This window comes from Rhizobium sp. NLR22b, assembly GCF_019685295.1.
Taxonomy (GTDB): Bacteria; Pseudomonadota; Alphaproteobacteria; order Rhizobiales; family Rhizobiaceae; genus Rhizobium.
This window is the reverse complement of sequence record NZ_JABDWM010000005.1, coordinates 150,275-168,741: the sequence shown is the minus strand read 5'-3', so window position 1 is coordinate 168,741 and position 18,467 is coordinate 150,275. Positions and strand designations below refer to the sequence as shown.

The 18,467-nt window shown below is 60.6% G+C and carries 13 protein-coding genes; 10 read left to right on the top strand and 3 right to left on the bottom strand.

Annotation, left to right across the window (positions count from 1 at the left end):
• Window positions 1–3: 3 nt before the first annotated feature.
• Window positions 4–735 (bottom strand): AzlC family ABC transporter permease, encoded by a 732-nt coding sequence (locus tag HJC00_RS10705; RefSeq protein ID WP_210630635.1) that lies wholly within the window; start codon window positions 733–735, stop codon window positions 4–6.
• Window positions 736–866: 131 nt separating this feature from the next.
• On the opposite strand from HJC00_RS10705, the gene HJC00_RS10700 reads away from it, so the two are divergent.
• Entirely contained in the window at window positions 867–1,118 is a 252-nt protein-coding gene (locus tag HJC00_RS10700) for a DUF2164 domain-containing protein (RefSeq protein WP_210630636.1), read from the top strand.
• An 82-nt stretch (window positions 1,119–1,200) separates the two neighbouring features.
• Window positions 1,201–2,793 carry a hypothetical protein gene (locus HJC00_RS10695; RefSeq protein ID WP_221153425.1) on the top strand — a complete coding sequence of 531 codons (1,593 nt, stop codon included), beginning with the start codon at window positions 1,201–1,203 and terminating at the stop codon, window positions 2,791–2,793.
• A gap of 15 nt (window positions 2,794–2,808) precedes the next feature.
• On the opposite strand, the gene pncA is transcribed toward HJC00_RS10695, so the two are convergent.
• Complete coding sequence (gene pncA / locus HJC00_RS10690; protein WP_210630638.1) at window positions 2,809–3,435, bottom strand: bifunctional nicotinamidase/pyrazinamidase; 627 nt, start codon at window positions 3,433–3,435, stop codon at window positions 2,809–2,811.
• Window positions 3,436–3,807: 372 nt separating this feature from the next.
• Here pncA and HJC00_RS10685 point away from each other — a divergent pair, with 372 nt between their 5' ends.
• The gene (locus HJC00_RS10685) at window positions 3,808–4,155 is read left to right on the top strand and encodes a hypothetical protein (RefSeq protein ID WP_097598119.1); all 348 of its coding nucleotides are present in this window, start codon (window positions 3,808–3,810) and stop codon (window positions 4,153–4,155) included.
• 27 nt (window positions 4,156–4,182) lie between these two features.
• Here HJC00_RS10685 and HJC00_RS10680 read toward each other — a convergent pair whose 3' ends face one another.
• Window positions 4,183–6,660 carry an ATP-dependent helicase gene (locus HJC00_RS10680; RefSeq protein ID WP_221153426.1) on the bottom strand — a complete coding sequence of 826 codons (2,478 nt, stop codon included), beginning with the start codon at window positions 6,658–6,660 and terminating at the stop codon, window positions 4,183–4,185.
• A gap of 189 nt (window positions 6,661–6,849) precedes the next feature.
• Between HJC00_RS10680 and HJC00_RS10675 the strand changes: the two genes are divergently transcribed.
• The 7 genes from HJC00_RS10675 (at window position 6,850) to HJC00_RS10645 (ending at window position 18,301) form a co-directional block, all read left to right on the top strand.
• Window positions 6,850–7,326 (top strand): VOC family protein, encoded by a 477-nt coding sequence (locus tag HJC00_RS10675; RefSeq protein WP_088391641.1) that lies wholly within the window; start codon window positions 6,850–6,852, stop codon window positions 7,324–7,326.
• A 403-nt stretch (window positions 7,327–7,729) separates the two neighbouring features.
• Window positions 7,730–9,673, top strand: a complete 1,944-nt coding sequence (locus tag HJC00_RS10670) for a PrkA family serine protein kinase (protein WP_221153427.1) — start codon at window positions 7,730–7,732, stop codon at window positions 9,671–9,673.
• Between the two features lie 12 nt (window positions 9,674–9,685).
• Window positions 9,686–10,960, top strand: coding sequence for a YeaH/YhbH family protein (locus HJC00_RS10665; RefSeq protein ID WP_210630641.1), 1,275 nt, complete (start codon window positions 9,686–9,688; stop codon window positions 10,958–10,960).
• Window positions 10,957–12,507, top strand: a complete 1,551-nt coding sequence (locus tag HJC00_RS10660; protein WP_210630642.1) for a SpoVR family protein — start codon at window positions 10,957–10,959, stop codon at window positions 12,505–12,507. Before HJC00_RS10665 ends, HJC00_RS10660 begins: the two co-directional genes overlap by 4 nt.
• A 208-nt stretch (window positions 12,508–12,715) precedes the next feature.
• Window positions 12,716–13,651, top strand: coding sequence for an adenylate/guanylate cyclase domain-containing protein (locus HJC00_RS10655; protein WP_221153428.1), 936 nt, complete (start codon window positions 12,716–12,718; stop codon window positions 13,649–13,651).
• Between the two features lie 289 nt (window positions 13,652–13,940).
• A complete protein-coding gene (locus HJC00_RS10650; protein WP_221164002.1) occupies window positions 13,941–15,149 on the top strand; it encodes an efflux RND transporter periplasmic adaptor subunit in 1,209 nt (402 codons plus the stop codon).
• Window positions 15,146–18,301 (top strand): efflux RND transporter permease subunit, encoded by a 3,156-nt coding sequence (locus HJC00_RS10645; protein WP_221164001.1) that lies wholly within the window; start codon window positions 15,146–15,148, stop codon window positions 18,299–18,301. The genes HJC00_RS10650 and HJC00_RS10645 overlap by 4 nt, the downstream gene beginning before the upstream one ends.
• The last annotated feature ends 166 nt before the right edge of the window (window positions 18,302–18,467 follow it).

The window sequence follows — 18,467 nt, the reverse complement described above, 5'->3', positions numbered from 1 at the left end:
GGCTCAGACCTCGTGCACTTCGGATTGAAGGGCGTCGGCTTCGAGATCCGGCACCTCGCGCGGCAGCGGCAGCAGGGCAGCCAGCACGATGCCGGCGGCCGCACCCAGGCTGACATGCCAGGGCGAGCCGACGTAACGGTAGGCGAGCACTGATGCCACCGCGCTGACGAGCGCCACCGGCAGGAAATTGTCGCGCTTGCGGAAACCAACGACAATGCCGAGAAAATAGGCTGGCAACAGGATATCGAGGCCGATCGCCTTGGGATCGCCGATGAAGCCGCCGAGCATGCCGCCGGCGATGCTGATCAGCACCCAGGGGATGTAGATGATGATGCCGAAGCCGAGATACCAGGCGAAGGTGAGCGGCTTGCCGGCTTCGCCGCGCTTGACCGCCGCCGCAAATTGCGGATCGACGAGCAGGAAGAAGGTGAAGAATTTCTGCACCGAGCTGAAATGGCCGATGTAGCGCGCTAAGGCCGCGGAATAGAGCACGTGGCGGAAATTGACGGCAAGGATCGACAGCACGATCAGCCAGGCATGGACATTGTGGCCGAAGAGTTCGATGCCGACCATCTGGCTGGCGCCTGCATAGACCGTGGCGCTCATGAAGGCGGCCTCGGAAAGCGACATGCCGTTTTCAACCGCCAGCGCTCCGAACAGCGCGCCAAAGGGCGCCGATGCCAGTGCAACGGCCGAGCCGCCCCGCAAACCTTCAACAAAGTCGGCGCGATTCATGTGAGTGTCCTGTTGGAAATTCAGGTTTCCCTTATGAGCTATGGTCTTCCGCGACAATTGAATTTCGTTGATTGACCAATCGATTTCGCTGAAGCATCAACGTGGTGATTGCATTTGTCGGAGAGGCAGACGTGCAGAAGATCGAATTTTCCAGGGAAGAAAAGACTGAGATCGTTGCACGCATCCGCGCTTATTTCGACCGCGAACTTGATCCCATCGGCATGCTGCCGGCCGAATTCCTGCTCGATTTTTTTACCGAGGAGATTGGCCCGTACTTCTACAATCGAGGGCTGAGAGATGCCCAGGCTGCCCTACTGAAGAGAATGGAAGACGTGGCCGAAGATATTCATCTTCTTGAGAGAGAGCAGAAATCCAGCGCCTGAAAATCGGGCGGCGGGCCCGCTTAACGCCAAATTATGGCTGCGGCGATACGGTCGGCGCTTTCCTTCACCAGGTTGGTGTCATTTGGCCCTGATTGTCTCTGTTATTGATGAACCTCGATCCGCCAGGCTCGCCAAGGCGATGCTCTTTCTCGCCTGGCTTGCGCTGGCGTCTGCGCTTTGCTGGTCCGAAACGGTATGGCGTGACGAAGTTCGCGCATTGTCACTGGCCCTTCAGGGAGACAATTTCGCCGCCATGCTTCGCCAGCTGCGTGGCGAGGGGCATCCTGCCCTGTGGTATATCCTGCTGCGCGCCGCCCATGTCATGGTCGGCTCGCCCGTCGTCTTGAAAATCGTCGCACTGACGATTGCGGCCGCCGCCGCCTACCTTCTTGTTTTCCGGTTGAAACTGCCCCTTCCCATCATGCTGCTGTCGCTGTTCAGCAGCTTTTCGATCTTCGATTACGCGGCGATGTCGCGAAATTACGGCATCAGCATGCTGGTGGTCTTCCTTATCGTCCTGAACTGGGGGAAAGGCCGACGCAACGGAATATTGCTCGGCCTGCTGTTCGCCTTGCTGGCCAATACCAACGTCCATTCGGTGGTCCTCGTCGGCGGTTTCCTCGCCCATTGGTTTTTCGATCTGGTTCTGGCGCGGCCAAGACCCCCTTTGAGCGCATATCGGGCCTTTTCGACAGCCGCTGCCATTGCCGCCGTCGGCATTGTTCTCTGCGTCATGACGGTCTATCCGACCTTCAACGATGCGGGGCAGAACGATCTTGCGGGCAAGAATTTCGCTTTGCTTGTCCTTTCGGCGCTTGTCGCCCCCAGTTCCTATTTCATGGCGTTCTACCCCGACCGGATCCTTGCACTGGTCTCGGCTGATCCATTGTTCGCCCGGATATTCGCGTCGCTCATGGCTGTGCTCATCTATGGCAGTCTGTTGGGGCTGGCGAACCGGCGACCGGCGATGTTCGCAGCAGCACTGGTTCTCCTCGGGCTTTCTCTGCTTTTTACGCTGGTTTACCCAGGTAGCTACAGGCATCAGGCGCTGTGGCTGGTCTTCATGATCGCAATCACCGCTTTGACCCTGCCGCCTCGGGCCGGCCTCGCCGATGTTGCCGGCACCGAAGCTGCCGGCGGCATCGTGAAGATCGGGCGCCTGTGCTTCATGATATTGCTCGCGCTGCAGGTCGCTTCCGGCATCGAGAGGGTCCATCAATTCCTTTTCACCGACATGCCGCTCAGCCGAGCCCAGGATCTCGGCTCGTTCATTCAATCCCGTCCTGATCTCAAGGATGCGATCATCATGGCGGATCCCGACTATCTCGTGGAAGCCTTGCCCTATTATGTTTCCAATCGCACCTATCTCCTAAGAGAGGAGCGGTTCGGTGCCATTGTGCACTATACCCGCAATGCGCGGCTTTCTCTCAGCCTTGCCGACATTCTGCAGACGGCGCGGCAGTTGCAGCAGAGCGAGCATGCTCCTGTCGTCGTTCTTCTCTCACAACGGCTTGACCGAATTGCCGCGCCGGCGTCATTGCGCGAAAGTTACAATTGGCTGCTGTCCCTGACGCCAGAGGACATTTCCGCATTCCGGAGCGAGATGACCCTGGTCAAGCGCTTCGGCCCCGTTGCCGGCAGCGATGAGACATTCGATGCCTATTTGTTGAAATAGCCGGCGATCGCAAGCTCATTGGCGCAAGGCATCTGCGCTTTTTATCACAGTGATGCCGTGCGCCCGCATTTCGTCGATGGCGGCGGCAACACCTTCGGGGGTGATGCCGCGGCTTGCGTCCTCGATGAAGCGGACGCGCACCCCAGGCATCATCTCGAGCGCGTCGAGCGCCGAGAACTTGACACAGTAATCGGTCGCCAGCCCGCAGACGTCGAGATCGGTGACACCCTGTTCCTGGAGAAAATTGGAAAGACCGGTCGAAGCATCGCGGTCATTGTCGCGGAATGCCGAATAGCTGTCGATCCTGGGATCCTCGCCCTTCTGCTGGATCAGGTCGATCTCTTCGGATCTCAGTTCCGGATGCAATTCGGCGTCGAGCGTACCCTGGATACAGTGGTCGGGCCACATCATTTGTGGCTTGCCGGACAATTCGCCCATCTCGAAGGGGGTGGCACCCGGATGGGCAGAGGCGAAGCTGCCGTGGCCGGGCGGATGCCAATCCTGGGAGGCGACGATCAGATCATATCTGCCACTGTCGATCAGCCGGTTTGCGACGGGGACCACCTTGTCGCCGTCTGGCACCGGCAGATTGCCGCCCGGACAGAAGCCGTTCTGGATATCGACGAGCAGCAGCGCTTTCATCAAGGCCAATCCCTTCGCGTTATTGCAATGCAAATGCCAAATGCACCGAACACACCAACACACCAGTAGTGGATTTCCCAGCGCGGGCGCGCAAGTGTTAATTCTGGTACCTCCGGTAGTGGCTAGTCGAAAAAGCACACGCTAATGCAACCATTGATATGTGATCGCAGTAACTATCCTCTCGAAACGGCGGGAAGGCGAAGGTTTTACACTGCGGATCTCCCCGGCCGAGCCTCATTTTCCGGTGTCAGCCTTCATCGGTCTGCCGGCTGAGGTGCTGCAGCGCCTTCTTCGACGGCGACGTCCGCTCGATCTTGCCGGCCGCCGCGATTTCTGTCTTTCTGAGCTCATCAGCAAGTCAAGATTGAAGCCATGTCCGAGCCTCAAGCAGATGAAAAGATCGACGCCACCTTCCGCAACGGGTCGCTGACGGCGACCGGGATCATTCTTGGTTTCTCCCTCAATTTCATCAGTCTTTGGGTGTCCAATCCCAATGACTGGAGCCGCGTCGATCTGCTGCCGATGTCATTTCTGACCGTCGGTATCGCCATTCAGGTGAAGGTGTTTGCGGATCTGCTCGCGCGCGACTCCCTGCTCGCCGCAAAATATGACCGGGCTCGGCGACTGTTCCTGATCGGGCTGTCGATCGTCGCCGTCGGAATGGGCATCGCCCTGCTGAACGATATTCTCGGGCTCAGCAGTATGCGGATGTTCGGATAACGGTTTCCACGCGGTATAACCGCAAAATCACACGCGCTCGACGAACCCGTCCAGCACCCGCTTCTGTCCGGCGCGATCGAAATCGATCGTCAGCTTGTTGCCTTCGATGCCAGTGATGTTGCCATTGCCGAATTTCAGGTGGAAGACGCGGTCGCCGAGGGTGAAGCGCGATGATTCAGAGGACGTGGACTTCGCCACCAGTTCCCCGTCGATCGTGCGTCCCTTCGGGCCGCTTTCGCCATAACCGATGCGTTCGACGGCGTGGCCGGAGCGGGTGCCCCAATTGTCGCGGGTGGCGTCGGTCCTGTTGGCCTGGGCGCGCTTCCAGCCGGGGGTCGAATAAGAGTTGGCGAAGGGTTCGGCTTTGTCGAAGCGGGACTGGCCGTAACCGCCGCGGCCGTAACCGCCGTAGCTCTGTTCCATCTCGGCGACCTCGACATGGGTCTCCGGCAATTCGTCCAGGAAACGCGAGGGCAGGGTCGATTGCCAGAGACCGTGGATGCGGCGGTTGGAGACGAACCAGATGTGGCAGCGACGTTTGGCGCGGGTGATGCCGACATAGGCGAGGCGGCGTTCCTCCTCCAGGCCGGCACGGCCGCTTTCATCGAGCGAGCGCTGGTGCGGAAAAAGGCCTTCCTCCCAGCCGGGCAGGAAAACGGTGTCGAATTCCAGGCCCTTGGCCGAATGCAGCGTCATGATCGAGACGGCGTCGAGGTTCTCGTTGGTCTCGGCATCCATCACAAGGGAGACGTGTTCGAGAAAGCCGCGCATTGACTCGAAGCTTTCCATCGAGCGGATCAGTTCCTTCAGGTTTTCCAGGCGGCCCGGGGCTTCCGCGCTCTTGTCGTTCTTCCACATGTCGGTATAGCCGGACTCTTCGAGGATCTGCTCGGCAAGTTCGGTATGTGGCGTGTTTTCAAGCAGTTCCTGCCATCGGCGGAAAGATTGAATCACGTCGAAGAGGGCTTTTCGCGCCTTCGGCTTCAGCTCGTCCGTCTCGATGATGTGCGCGGCGGCCGCCAGCATCGGGATGTCGCGGGCGCGTGCATAATCGTGCAGCGCGCGCACCGTCGTATCGCCGAGGCCGCGCTTCGGCGTGTTGATGATACGTTCGAAGGCGAGGTCGTCGGCCGGCTGCGCCACCAGGCGGAAATAGGCCAGGGCATCGCGGATTTCGAGGCGCTCATAGAAGCGCGGGCCACCAATGACGCGGTAGTTGAGGCCAAGGGTGACGAAGCGATCTTCGAATTCGCGCATCTGGAAGGAGGCGCGCACGAGGATCGCCATGTCGTTCAGCAGATGCTTGTTGCGCTGGAGTTGCTCGATCTCCTCGCCAATGGCGCGGGCTTCCTCCTCCGAGTCCCAGGAGGCGTGAACCTGGACCTTGACGTCATCTGGGTCGGCGCGATCGGTGAACAACGTCTTGCCCAAGCGGCCTTCATTATAGGCGATCAGATGGGCGGCGGCGCCAAGGATATGTTCGGTCGATCGGTAATTGCGCTCGAGCTTGATCACCTTGGCGCCGGGGAAATCCTTCTCGAAGCGCAGGATATTGTCGACCTCCGCGCCGCGCCAGCCATAGATCGACTGGTCGTCGTCACCGACGCAGCAGACATTCTGCGGCTCACCCTTGGCGCGCTGGGCAAGAAGCCTCAGCCACATGTACTGAGCAGTGTTGGTGTCCTGGTACTCGTCGACAAGGATATAGCGGAAGCGGCCGTGATATTCCTTCAAAAGATCCGGATTCTTGCGGAAGATCGCGATCGGATGCATCAGCAGGTCGCCGAAATCGCAGGCGTTGAGCGTCGACAGGCGCGCCTGATAGGCGAAATAGAGATCGCGGCCGCGGCCATTGGCAAAGGCGCGGGCGTCGCCTTCGGGAATATCGGCCGGTCCGAGGCCCTTGTTCTTCCAGGTGTCGATCATGCCGGCGAACTGCTTTGCCGGCCAGCGCTTGTCGTCGAGGCCTTCGGCCTGGATCAGCTGCTTGATCAGGCGCACGACGTCGTCGGTGTCGAGAATGGTGAAACCGGAGCTCAGGCCGACGAGCTCGCCATGGCGGCGCAGGAGCTTGACGCCGATCGAGTGGAAGGTGCCGAGCCACGGCATGCCTTCGACGGCGCCGCCGACGAGCAGAGCGATGCGCTCCTTCATCTCGCGCGCGGCCTTGTTGGTAAAGGTGACGGCGAGGATCTGTGACGGGAAGGCGCGGCCGGTATTGAGGATATGGGCGATGCGGGTCGTCAGCACGCGCGTCTTTCCCGTGCCGGCGCCGGCGAGCACGAGGACGGGGCCTTCCAGCGTTTCGACGGCTTCGGTCTGTTCCGGGTTCAATCCGGCGAGATAGTCCGGCCGTTTGCCGCCGTCACGGGCCGCCATGGCGCGGGCGGCGATGCCGCCGCCGGCGGCCGGCCTTCCGGCGGTTGCGACTGACGGCTGCGGCTTACGCGCCACTTCGCCCGGCTCCTCGTCGAAGAAGGGAATATCGTCGAAACTATTGCTCATGGCGCGTAATGTAGTGATTCGGGAAGGAAAGACCAGAAAAGATGTTCTGCTTTCATTCCCGAGCCACCGCTATTGCGGGGGGGTGGGCGGCCAAAAAATCCGATCGCGGCCTGTCGGAACCGGTGCCGACCAGACGTCCTCGAAGCATCGGACAGAAGTCCGGGATACTCGCCAACAAGGAGGCTGTCCATGCCCAAGGTCATTTCAAATCTCTGGTTCGCGGAGCAGGCACGCGAAGCCGTAGAATTCTACGTGTCGATCATTCCGGATTCCAGGATCGGCCGAACCACCATACTTCCGGCGGAAACCCCGAGCGGCCCTCCCGGCAGCGTCGAGCTGATCGAGTTCACGCTTGGCGACCAAGCCTTCCTGGCGATGAAGGCCGGTCCGCTCGACAGCTTCAACCATTCCTTTTCGATAGCGATCCTTCTGGAAAGCCAGGCGGAGATCGATCGGATATGGGATGCCTTCCTCGCCAATGGCGGCACGCCGGAGGCCTGCGGCTGGCTGAAGGACCGCTGGGGCCTTTCCTGGCAGATCGTCCCGCGCGCGCTCTCCGAGATGATCGCCGACGAAGATCGCGAGCGGGCAAGGCGCGTCACCGAAGTCATGCTCGGCATGGTCAAGATCGATGTGGCTGCGCTGGAAAAGGCGTTCAACGGCTGAGAGCCAGGAGGCGCATGAGTAGGATATGCCGGTCGGATGTGACGTTCGCCCGGTTTCATTCTGCGGGCGGCGAACTCGCTGCCCGCTGTCGGAGCCGACTGGCTCTCACCGGCGGGCAATCGCCGATTATTTACGGCTCGAATCACGGGCGCTATTGCATACCTTTTTTACTTCCATGTCACGTCGCTAAATGTGCTGATATCGCGACAAGCCTTTTCTCAACTACAATAAGAAACAGTTTCGTGGAGTAAAAAAATACCGGTGCATGCACGATTTTGTGCATTGCCACAAACGGCCGGTCAGCGTGGAATATACCTACGAAACTATTGATTCTTAGGAACGCCGTGGCCATCTCGATGGTTATACGGCTTAGAGCCTGCGGCATTACCTTAATGGAGGTCCCATGCTGAGTGAATCCGTATTCGATGCGTTCACACGCAGTTATGAAGCGCGCCGCGAAAGCGACATGTCGGTGTCGGAATATCTCGATCTCTGCAAAACCGACCCGATCGCCTATGCCAACGCGACCGAGCGTCTGCTCGCTGCCATAGGCGAACCACAGATGGTGGACACCGCCAAGGACGCGCGCCTCGGCAGGATCTTCATGAACAGGACCATCCGGGTTTATCCGGCCTTTGCCGGCTTTCACGGCATGGAAGAGACAATCGAACGCATCGTCTCCTTTTTTCGGCATGCGGCGCAGGGGCTCGAGGAGCGCAAGCAGATTCTTTATCTGCTCGGTCCGGTCGGCGGCGGCAAGTCGTCGCTGGCGGAGCGGCTGAAGCAGTTGATGGAGGTGTATCCGATCTACGTGCTGAAGGCCGGTGACGAGATCAGCCCTGTGTTCGAAAGCCCGCTCAATCTCTTCGATCCCGAGACGATGGGCTCGCTCCTGCAGGAGCAGTACGGGATCCCGCAGCGGCGCCTGAACGGATTGATGAGCCCGTGGTGCCTGAAGCGGCTCGACGATTTCGGCGGCGATGTCTCCCGATTCCGCGTCGTCAGGATACAACCCTCGCGATTGCGCCAGATCGCGATTGCCAAGACCGAGCCTGGAGACGAGAACAACCAGGACATCTCCTCTTTGGTCGGCAAGGTGGATATCCGCAAACTGGAAACCTATTCTCAGAACGATCCGGACGCCTACAGCTATTCGGGCGGACTGAACCGTGCCAATCAGGGCGTGCTCGAATTCGTCGAGATGTTCAAGGCGCCGATCAAGATGCTGCACCCGCTGCTGACGGCAACGCAGGAGGGCAATTATATCGGCTCCGAGAATATCGGCGCCATACCTTTCTCCGGCATCGTCCTTGCGCATTCGAACGAGGCGGAATGGCAGACCTTCAAGGCCAACAAGAACAATGAGGCCTTCATCGACCGCATCTGCGTGATCAAAGTGCCCTATTGTCTCAGGGTGACAGAGGAACAGAAGATCTACGAAAAGCTGATCGAGGGATCGGAACTGGTGGATGCACCATGCGCCCCGGCAACGCTCGAAATGCTGGCGCGGTTCTCCGTCCTTTCGCGCCTGCGCAAGCACGAGAATTCGACCTTCTTCTCGAAGATGCGCACCTATGACGGGGAGAGCCTGAAGGAAAGCGATCCACGCGCCCGCAGCGTCCAGGAATACCGGGATGCTGCCGGGATCGACGAAGGCATGGACGGGATATCGACCCGTTTCGCCTTCAAAGTGCTCGCCTCCACCTTCAATCACGACACCACGGATATCGGCGCCGATCCCGTCCATCTGATGTATGTGCTGGAACAGGCGATCCGTCGCGAGCAGTTTCCCGACGATGTCGAGAAGCGTTATCTGGAATTCATCAAGGCCGATCTTGCGCCACGCTACGCAGAGTTCATTGGCAACGAGATTCAGAAGGCTTATCTTGAATCCTATGCGGACTACGGACAGAATCTGTTCGACCGCTATGTAGATTATGCCGATGCCTGGATCGAAGATGTGGACTTCAAGGATCCCGATACCGGTCAGCTTCTCGACCGCGAGCTCCTCAACCAGGAGCTAACGAAGATCGAAAAGCCGGCGGGGATCGCCAATCCAAAGGACTTCCGCAACGAAATTGTCAAGTTCTCTCTGAGATCGCGGGCAGCCAACGGCGGAAAAAATCCGTCATGGACGAGCTACGAGAAAATCCGGGAAGTCATCGAGAAGCGTATGTTCTCGCAGGTCGAAGATCTCTTGCCGGTCATTTCCTTCGGATCGAAGAAGGATTCGGAAACAGAAAAGAAGCATAGCGAATTCGTCTCGCGCATGGCCGCGCGAGGTTACACGGAACGGCAGGTTCGGCGCCTCGTCGAATGGTACATGCGCGTCAAACAGGCAAGTTAATGCGGAGCCATTATGCACATTGTCGACCGGCGGCTAAATCCGCGCGGTAAAAGTCTGGAAAATCGTCAGCGGTTCCTTCGACGCATGAAGGGAGCCGTGCAGCAGGCGGTGAAACGTTCGCTGCAAAATCGAAACATTCGAGACGTGCTCGACGGTGGGGAGATCAGCCTGCCGATCGATGGAATGGCCGAACCAAGCTTTCGACGGGGCGAAGGCGGCATCGCCGATCACATCCTGCCCGGGAACCGGGCTTTCGTCGAAGGGGACATCATTCCGCGGCCGCCGGGTGGAAAGGGCGGAAAACCAAAAGATGCAGGCGAAGGCGACGGTGAGGACGGCTTCCGCTTCGTGCTGACGCGGGAGGAATTCCTCGATGTGTTCCTCGATGATCTTGAATTGCCAGACCTTGCCAAGCGGCGTCTAGCCGAAACGGAGGAAGAAACTCCGTTTCGGGCCGGTTATTCCGTATCGGGATCCCCCGCCAACATTGCCGTCGGTCGCACCACGAAGCTGGCGATGATGCGCCGCGTTGCGCTTGGCCGCCCGCGCCGCGAAGAAATCGAAGCCCTGCAGCGGCAGATCGAGGAATGCGAGGACGACGAGACCCGCGTGACGCTTGAGGCAAAACTCAAATCCCTGACGGAAAAAAGCCGGCGCATTCCCTATATCGATCCGCTCGACGTGCGTTATCGCCGCTTCGAAAACGAGCCGAAGCCTGTCGCCAAAGCGGTGATGTTCTGCCTGATGGACGTCTCGGGCTCCATGTCGGAGCACATGAAGGACCTTGCCAAGCGGTTCTACCTGCTGCTCTACCTTTTCCTGTCGAAACGCTACAAGAAAGTGGAAATCGTCTTCATCCGCCATACTGACAGGGCAGAGGAGGTCGACGAAGAAACCTTCTTCTACGGACCTGCGACGGGCGGCACGCTGGTGTCGAGCGCGCTTGCCGCTATGCGGGCGATCATCGCGGCGCGTTTCGATCCGGCGGAGTGGAATATCTATGGCGCCCAAGCCTCGGACGGCGACAACGCCCATTCGGACGGAAATCTGACCGGGCAGCTGCTGCGCGAGATTTTGCCGTTGTGCCAGTATTTCGCCTATATCGAAGTCGGCGAGGAAGGCGGCGATTCTTCAGTGTCGCGGTCGCCCCTCTGGATGCTCTATGACGGGATCCGTTCCGAACCGCTGCCGCTTTCGATGCGCAAGGTCTGCCGGCGAAGCGAAATATTCCCTGTTTTCCACGATCTCTTCCAGAAACGTGAGGCACAGTCGAAGGTGACGCCATGACCATGACGGTGAGGCCAAGAGAGCGGCTCTTATTCGAGGGAGCCGACTGGGACTTTGCAACGCTGCAGCGCATCCATGATGCGTGCGAGGAGATCGCGCTCGGCGAGCTCGGTCTCGATGTCTATCCGAACCAGATCGAAGTCATCACCTCGGAGCAGATGCTGGATGCCTATTCCTCGACCGGCATGCCGCTGTTTTACCGCCATTGGTCCTTCGGAAAACACTTTGCGCATCATGAAACCTTCTACCGCCGCGGGATGCGCGACCTTGCCTATGAGATCGTCATCAACAGTTCTCCCTGCATCTCATATCTGATGGAGGAAAACACGGCGACGATGCAGACGCTCGTCATCGCCCATGCGGCCTTCGGCCATAATCACTTCTTCAAGAACAATTATCTCTTCAAGCTCTGGACCGATGCCGAGGGAATTCTCGATTACCTTGATTTCGCCAAGGGTTATATCACCCGCTGCGAAGAGCGTTACGGCGAGACGGCCGTCGAAAGAACGCTCGATGCGGCGCATGCGCTGATGTCGCATGGGGTGCATCGATATGCCGGCAAGACCACAATCGACCTTCGCCAGGAGGAGAAGCGGCAGCAGGAGCGTCGCGCCCACGAAGAGCAGATGTTCAACGACTTGTGGCGCACGGTTCCCGTCGGCAAGGCGAAGAAGGCGGGTGACATCGGCTTGGAGAAGCGCCGTGCCGCGCTCGGTCTCCCGCAGGATAACATCCTCTATTTTCTTGAGAAATCCGCGCCCCGGCTGCAGCCGTGGCAGCGCGAGATCCTTCGCATCGTCCGCCACGTCGCGCAATATTTCCACCCCCAGCGGCAGACTAAGGTGATGAATGAGGGAACCGCCACCTTTGTCCATTACCAGATCATGAACCGGCTTCACGAGCGGGGGCAGATCAGCGACGGGAACTTCCTCGAATTCCTGAAGTCCCACGCCAATGTCGTCTTCCAGCCAAACTACGACGATCGGCGGTTCTCGGGCTTCAATCCCTATGCGCTTGGTTTTGCGATGATGCAGGACATCGAGAGGGTCGTCACGAAGCCGACGGAAGAGGACCGGGCATGGTTTCCCGATATTGCGGGACGAGGCGACGCGATGGGGGTCCTGCGCGACGTTTGGGCAAATTATCGGGACGAAAGTTTCATCAGTCAGTTCCTGAGCCCGAACCTGATCCGGCGGTTGCGGCTGTTCCATCTCTACGACGACCCGGAACAGACCGAAGGTGTGCTGGTCTCGGCAATTCACAATGAGCGTGGCTATCTGCGCATCCGCCGCCAGCTCTCCCGCGAATACGATATCGGCTGGACCGATCCGGCAATCGATATCGTCGATGTCGATCTCGCCGGCGACCGGCGACTGCTGCTGCAGCATATCGTCATGAACGGCTGCTATCTGCAGGAAGGTGACACGAAGCTCGTTCTTCAACATCTCGCCGATCTCTGGGGCTACGATGTGTTGCTTCAGGAAATCGACGGTTCGAGCACCGTGGCGAAAGAACATACGGCGAGTCCGCGCAAGATCGTTCAATGATCTGGGTTTCTTGCGGCGCGCCGGGCTAACGCGCGTCGTGCGCGTCCATCCATTCGTCCGCATCCGGCGGCGATCTGCAATTATCGATGGCAACAAACACAAAGGCTGCGTAATTTACCGCCGCTGCAATCGTTCATATTGGTCTCCACTCAACCCAATTCCACCTTGCAGCGACCTTTCGGGGCCGATAGCGCAAAGGCGAGTGACCATGAGCGAAACCCGGCGGAAGCTGACGACGATCTTCTGTGCTGACGTGCAGGACTATACGCGGCTGATGGGAGCCGACGAGGAGGGGACGCTCGCGACGCTGAAGCGCTGCCGCGAGGCGATGGCACACCTCATCGAAAGCCATGGCGGCCGTGTCGTCAACACCTGGGGCGACGGGTTGATCGCCGAGTTTCCGAGCGTGGTCGAGGCGGTGCGCGCCGCCGTCGATACGCAGAACGAACTTGCCGGCTTCAATGCCCGCCGCCCAAGCGACGGGCGCATGCTCTTCCGCATCGGCATCAATCTCGGCGACGTGATCGTCGAGGGCGATGACATCTATGGCGACGGTGTCAATATCGCCGCGCGGCTGCAGGCCTCGGCCGCCCCCGGCGGCATCGTGATATCGAGCACCGTCTACGACCAGGTGCGCAACAAGGTGGCGGTCGGTTTCGAGTTTCTCGGGCCGCTGATGGTGAAGAACGTCGAAGAGGGCGTGCCGAGCTATGCGGTGAGAATCGGCGACGGAAGCGACGAGGCCCCGCCTGCCGAACGACCCGTCGCCGCCCGGCCGCAGCCAGCGGCCGCCGCCCGGCCGCAGCCAGCGGCCGCCGTCATGACGGAGGCAAGGCCGGCGCCTGGCGGACGGAAGCTGTTTGCCGTGCTCGGCGTCATCGCCGTGATGCTGATCGCCATCAATCTCCTGTCGTGGGAGGGCGTTTTCTGGGCGCGGTTTCCCGTGCTGGCGCTTGCCGTGGTGGCGGCGCTTGCCTGGAATCGCGGCCAGACCTGGTTCGATCGCAAGTTTGCCACGCTCGCGATCGTCGCGCTCGGCATCATCGGCATCAACCTCTTCACCTGGAGCGGGACCTTCTGGGCGGTGTGGCCGATACTGGGGATCGCAGCGACGATCGGCCTGCGGTGGTCGATGCGCCGATAGACATTGCTCTTCACTGGTTTTGCTGGATATCCCGTACCGACAGAGCCGGCGAGAAGACGTTTGCGAGCTTCGTTCAAGCAAAAGTGAGCGGCCGGATTATTTCCAATCTTTGCTGATATTACAAATCGGTAATGCCGGGTGCTTATGCTTGCCGTTAAGCTGCAAAAGCGCGATATTGTCGCACCAGCCGGGAATCTCGATCCCTGGGGATTAGATCTCCGGGATGCCGATCGCGCAGCGCCTCTTTCGACCGACCCTGGTCCAACCTCGAGTCCCTCCGGAGACGTGAATGGCCTTTTGGAAGCAGTTTGCACTTTCGCTCATCGTCATCATTGCCGGTTTTGCCGCGTGGGTTTTCCTTGCGCCCGGCGCCGGCGACAAGATGCGCGATGCAGGCATTCCGGATAGCCTCGTTTCCATGATCGCGCCTAAAGCTCCTGAAACAGCTGATGCCGGTGCTTCCGGCGGGGGGCAGGGGCAACGGGGCCAAGGGCCGGGACAGGGACAGAACCACCGCAGCGGCGGCGGGCGCAACAGCGCCATTCTCGTCGCGACGCAGGCCGTCGTTCAAGGCGTCGTCAACGACCGGCTGAACGCCATCGGCACGGGGGATGCGATCCGCTCGGTCGCGGTGACGCCGCAGGCCACGGGCACGATCCGCGAAATACTCATCAAGTCGGGCGACAGGGTGAAGGAGGGGCAGGTTCTCGCCAAGCTGGACAGCGAGGAGCAGGTGATCGCCCGTGGCCAGGCGGATGTGGCGGTGAAAGCCGCCGTCGAGAAGTCCAATCTCTACCACAACATCAAATCCAGCGTGTCGCGCATGGACGTCTTCGATTCCGAGATCGCCGAGCAGGGCGCGCGGCTGCAGCTGCAGGCCGCCGAGCTCAATCTCGCCCGGCGCAACATCACGGCGCCGATTGACGGCATCGTCGGCATCGTGCCGGTCAATATCGGCGATAATGTCACGACATCAACGCCGATCGTCACATTGGACGACCGATCGGAAATCCTCGTCGACTTTTGGGTGCCGGAGCGTTTTTCCAATACGGTTGCAGTCGGCCAGCCGGTGGAGGCGATGTCGGTGGCAAAGCCTGGGCAGGTGTTTTCGGGCGTGATAGAGGCGATCGACAACCGTATCGACGCGGCAAGCCGCACGCTGCGCCTGCGCGCCCGGATCGACAACTCTTCCGACGAGCTGCGCGCCGGCATGTCCTTCAGCGTCAGCATGAAATTTCCCGGCGACAAATACCCGGCGGTCGATCCGCAATCCGTGCAGTGGGATTCGCAAGGATCTTTCGTGTGGCAGGTGACGGACGACAAGTCGCACAAGGTGCGGGTGAGAATCGTGCAGCGCAATCCCGACTTCATTCTCGTCAAGGCCGATCTCAAGGACGGCGATAAGATCGTGACGCAGGGCCTGCAGCGCGTGCGTGAGGGCGGCGCGGTCCGTGTTTCCGCCGATATCGCCGCGAGCGGGGAGGTCGCGACCCAATGAGCGTGACCGAGATGCCTCAGGACCGAGCGTCGGGCAAGCAGAGCTTCACCGCGCTTTTCGTTCGCCGGCCGATCCTGGCGCTGGTGTTCAACACGCTAATGGTCGTCGCCGGCCTTGCAGCCTATGTCGGCGTCGAAGTGCGAGAGCTGCCGGATGTCGACCGTCCCGTTGTCACGGTACGCACCACCTTCGACGGCGCTTCGCCGCAGACGATTGACCAGGAACTGACCAAGGTGATCGAAGGCGCCGCCGCCCGCGTCAGCGGCCTGAAATCGATCTCGTCTACTTCTTCGTTCGGCCAGAGCCGGGTAACGCTCGAATTCTCCGATGCGATCGATCTCGCGGTCGCCGCCAACGACGTGCGCGATGCAATCGGCCGCATCACCCAGAACCTGCCCGACGAGGCGGATGCGCCGCAGATCGTCAAGGCGGATTCAGATTCCTCGGCGATCATGCGCCTTGCCGTCACCTCGACCAAGCTCAACATGGACGACCTGACGCAACTGGTCGAGAACGAGGTGATCGATCGCCTCGCCTCCGTCGACGGCGTCGCCGATGTCGAGGAATATGGCGAACAGGAAAAGGTATTCCGCGTCGATGTCGATCAGGGAGCGCTTGCCAGCCGCGGGCTGACGATCGGCGACATGACGAAGGCGCTGGACAATGCCGCGCTCGACGTTCCCGCCGGCTCGCTGAAGAGCACGACGCAGGATATCGTCGTGCGCGCTACCGCCAACCTGCAGACGCCGGCGGATTTTTCCAATGTTATGCTGCAGGACCGCGTCCGGTTGGGCGACGTGGCGACCGTGACGCTCGGGCCCCGCGACGGCGATACGGCGCTGCGTTCAAACGGCAAGGCGGGCATCGGCCTTGGCATCATCCGCCAGGCGCAGTCGAATACGCTGAATATCTCGACCGGCATCAAGGCTGCCGTCGAGCAGCTGTCGAAGACGCTGCCTGAGGGAACGACGATCGCTATCACTAGCGACGACGCCGTCTTCATCCAGGGCGCAATCCATGAGGTGGTGCTGGCGCTGGTGCTCGCCGCCGTCATTGTCACCGCCGTCATCTATCTCTTCCTGCGCGACTGGCGGGCGACGCTGATCCCGGCCGTCAGCATGCCGGTGGCGCTGATCGGGACTCTGGCCGCGATCTACATGGTCGGATTCTCGATCAACATCCTGACGCTGCTCGCCATCGTGCTCGCCACCGGCCTCGTCGTCGACGACGCGATCGTGGTGCTCGAAAACATCGTGCGCCGGCGCGCCGAGGGCATGGGGCCGCGTGCGGCCGCCGTGCTCGGCACGCGCGAGGTATTCTTCGCCGTTATCGCCACGACGGCGACGCTCGCGGCCGTCTTCATCCCGCTCTCCTTCCTGCCTGGGCAGGTCGGCGGTCTCTTCCGCGAATTCGGCTTCGTGCTCGCCTTCTCGGTCGGACTGTCGTCGATCGTGGCGCTGACATTGTGCCCGATGCTTGCCTCGCGCATGTTGACGAAGCCGATGATTGAAGATCACGGCGCCCTCGGCCGTTTCGGCGGCGCGCTCGCCCGTTGCTATAAATGGGCGCTGCACGGATGCCTCAATGCGCCCTTCGTCGTTATCCTGGTCTCGATGATTTTTGCCGGCGCGGCACTCATCGCCTTCTCGACGGTCAAGAGTGAACTGACCCCGGAAGAGGACCGGTCGCTGGTGATGATGCGGCTGACGACGCCGCAGGGATCGAGCCTGGAGTATACCCGAGACAAGATGCAGCTCGTCGAGGAATATCTGCAGCCGCTGGTCGACAGCGGTGACATCCGCAATGTCTTCTCGATCTCCGGTCAGGGCGGCTCGCTGAACAGCGGCTTCATGGTGCTGACGCTTGCCCCTTGGGGAGAGCGGCAGAGGACGCAGGCGGAGATCGTCGGCGACATCAACCAGGCGGCGGCGAAGGTGCCGGCGCTGCGCGGCAACGCCATTTCCTCCAACAGCCTGCGCATCCGCGGCGCCGGCAGCGGCGTGCAAATGGCGCTTGTTGGTAACGATCACGAGGCGTTGACGGCGGCGGCCGCCAAGCTGGTGCAGGCGCTCGATGCCACCGGCCAATACGATACGCCGCGGCTGACCAACGAGCCCAGCCAGGCGCAGGTATCGGTGGCGATCGACCGCGAGCGCGCGTCCGATCTCGGCATCGACATATCAGGGCTTTCGACGGCGATCCAGTCGCTGCTCGAAGGGCGCTCGGTGGTCGACGTCTTCGTCGACGGCGAATCCTATCCCGTGCTTTTGACTTCGACGACGCGGCCGATCGATGATCCCACGGATCTCGAAAACGTGTTCCTGAAAACCAGCGACGGCAAGATCGTGCCGATGTCCGTCATTGCCACGATGAAGGAAGGTTCGGTCGCGCCGCAGCTGAACCGCGAGCAGCAGCTCGCCTCGGTCGCGATCACCGCCGGCCTCAGGAACGGCATGTCGCTCGGCGATGCAGTCAGACAGGTGACGGAACTTGCGGAACCCCTGCTGCCGCCCGGCGCGCGTCTACTGCCGCTTGCGGAAGCCGCGACGCTGGAAGAGAATTCGAGCGGCATGGCGCTGACCTTCGGCTTTGCCATCGTCATCATCTTCCTGGTTCTCGCCGCCCAGTTCGAAAGCGTGCTCTCCTCGGTGATCATCATGTCGACCGTGCCGCTCGGCCTTGCCTGCGCCGTCTTCGCTTTGATCATCACCGGCTCCAGCCTGAATATCTACAGCCAGATCGGCCTGGTGCTGCTCGTCGGCGTGATGGCGAAGAACGGCATCCTGATCGTCGAATTCGCCAATCAGCTGCGCGACAGGGGCGAGGACGTGCGCTGCTCGATCGAAAAGGCCTGCGCGCTGCGCCTTCGCCCGGTGATGATGACGATGATCGCCACCATTCTCGGCGGCGTGCCGCTGGTCTTTGCCCATGGCGCGGGTGCGGAAGCGCGCGTGGCGCTCGGCTGGGTGATCGTCGGCGGCCTCGGTTTCGCCACGTTGGTGACGCTGTTCATCACACCGGTCGCCTATCTCCTGCTTGCCCGCTTCGCCAAGCCGCATGCGCATGAGGAGGCGCGCCTGCACGAGGAGATGTCGGTCGCGACAAGGCCGCTTGCGGCACCCGGCGAGGAGCAGCTGCAGGCCGCCGAATAAGCCTTCCATCCGCATTGAACACGCCGCCGGATTGCCTTCGGCGGCGTTTCTTATGGTGTATGAAGTCTTGCGGAATAAGATAAATTTCCTCTGAAGATTAGCCGTTTTTTAAGCATAAGCGGCAATGATCGTGGCCAGGAACCGTGGCCTTCTTCGTTTCTTGAAG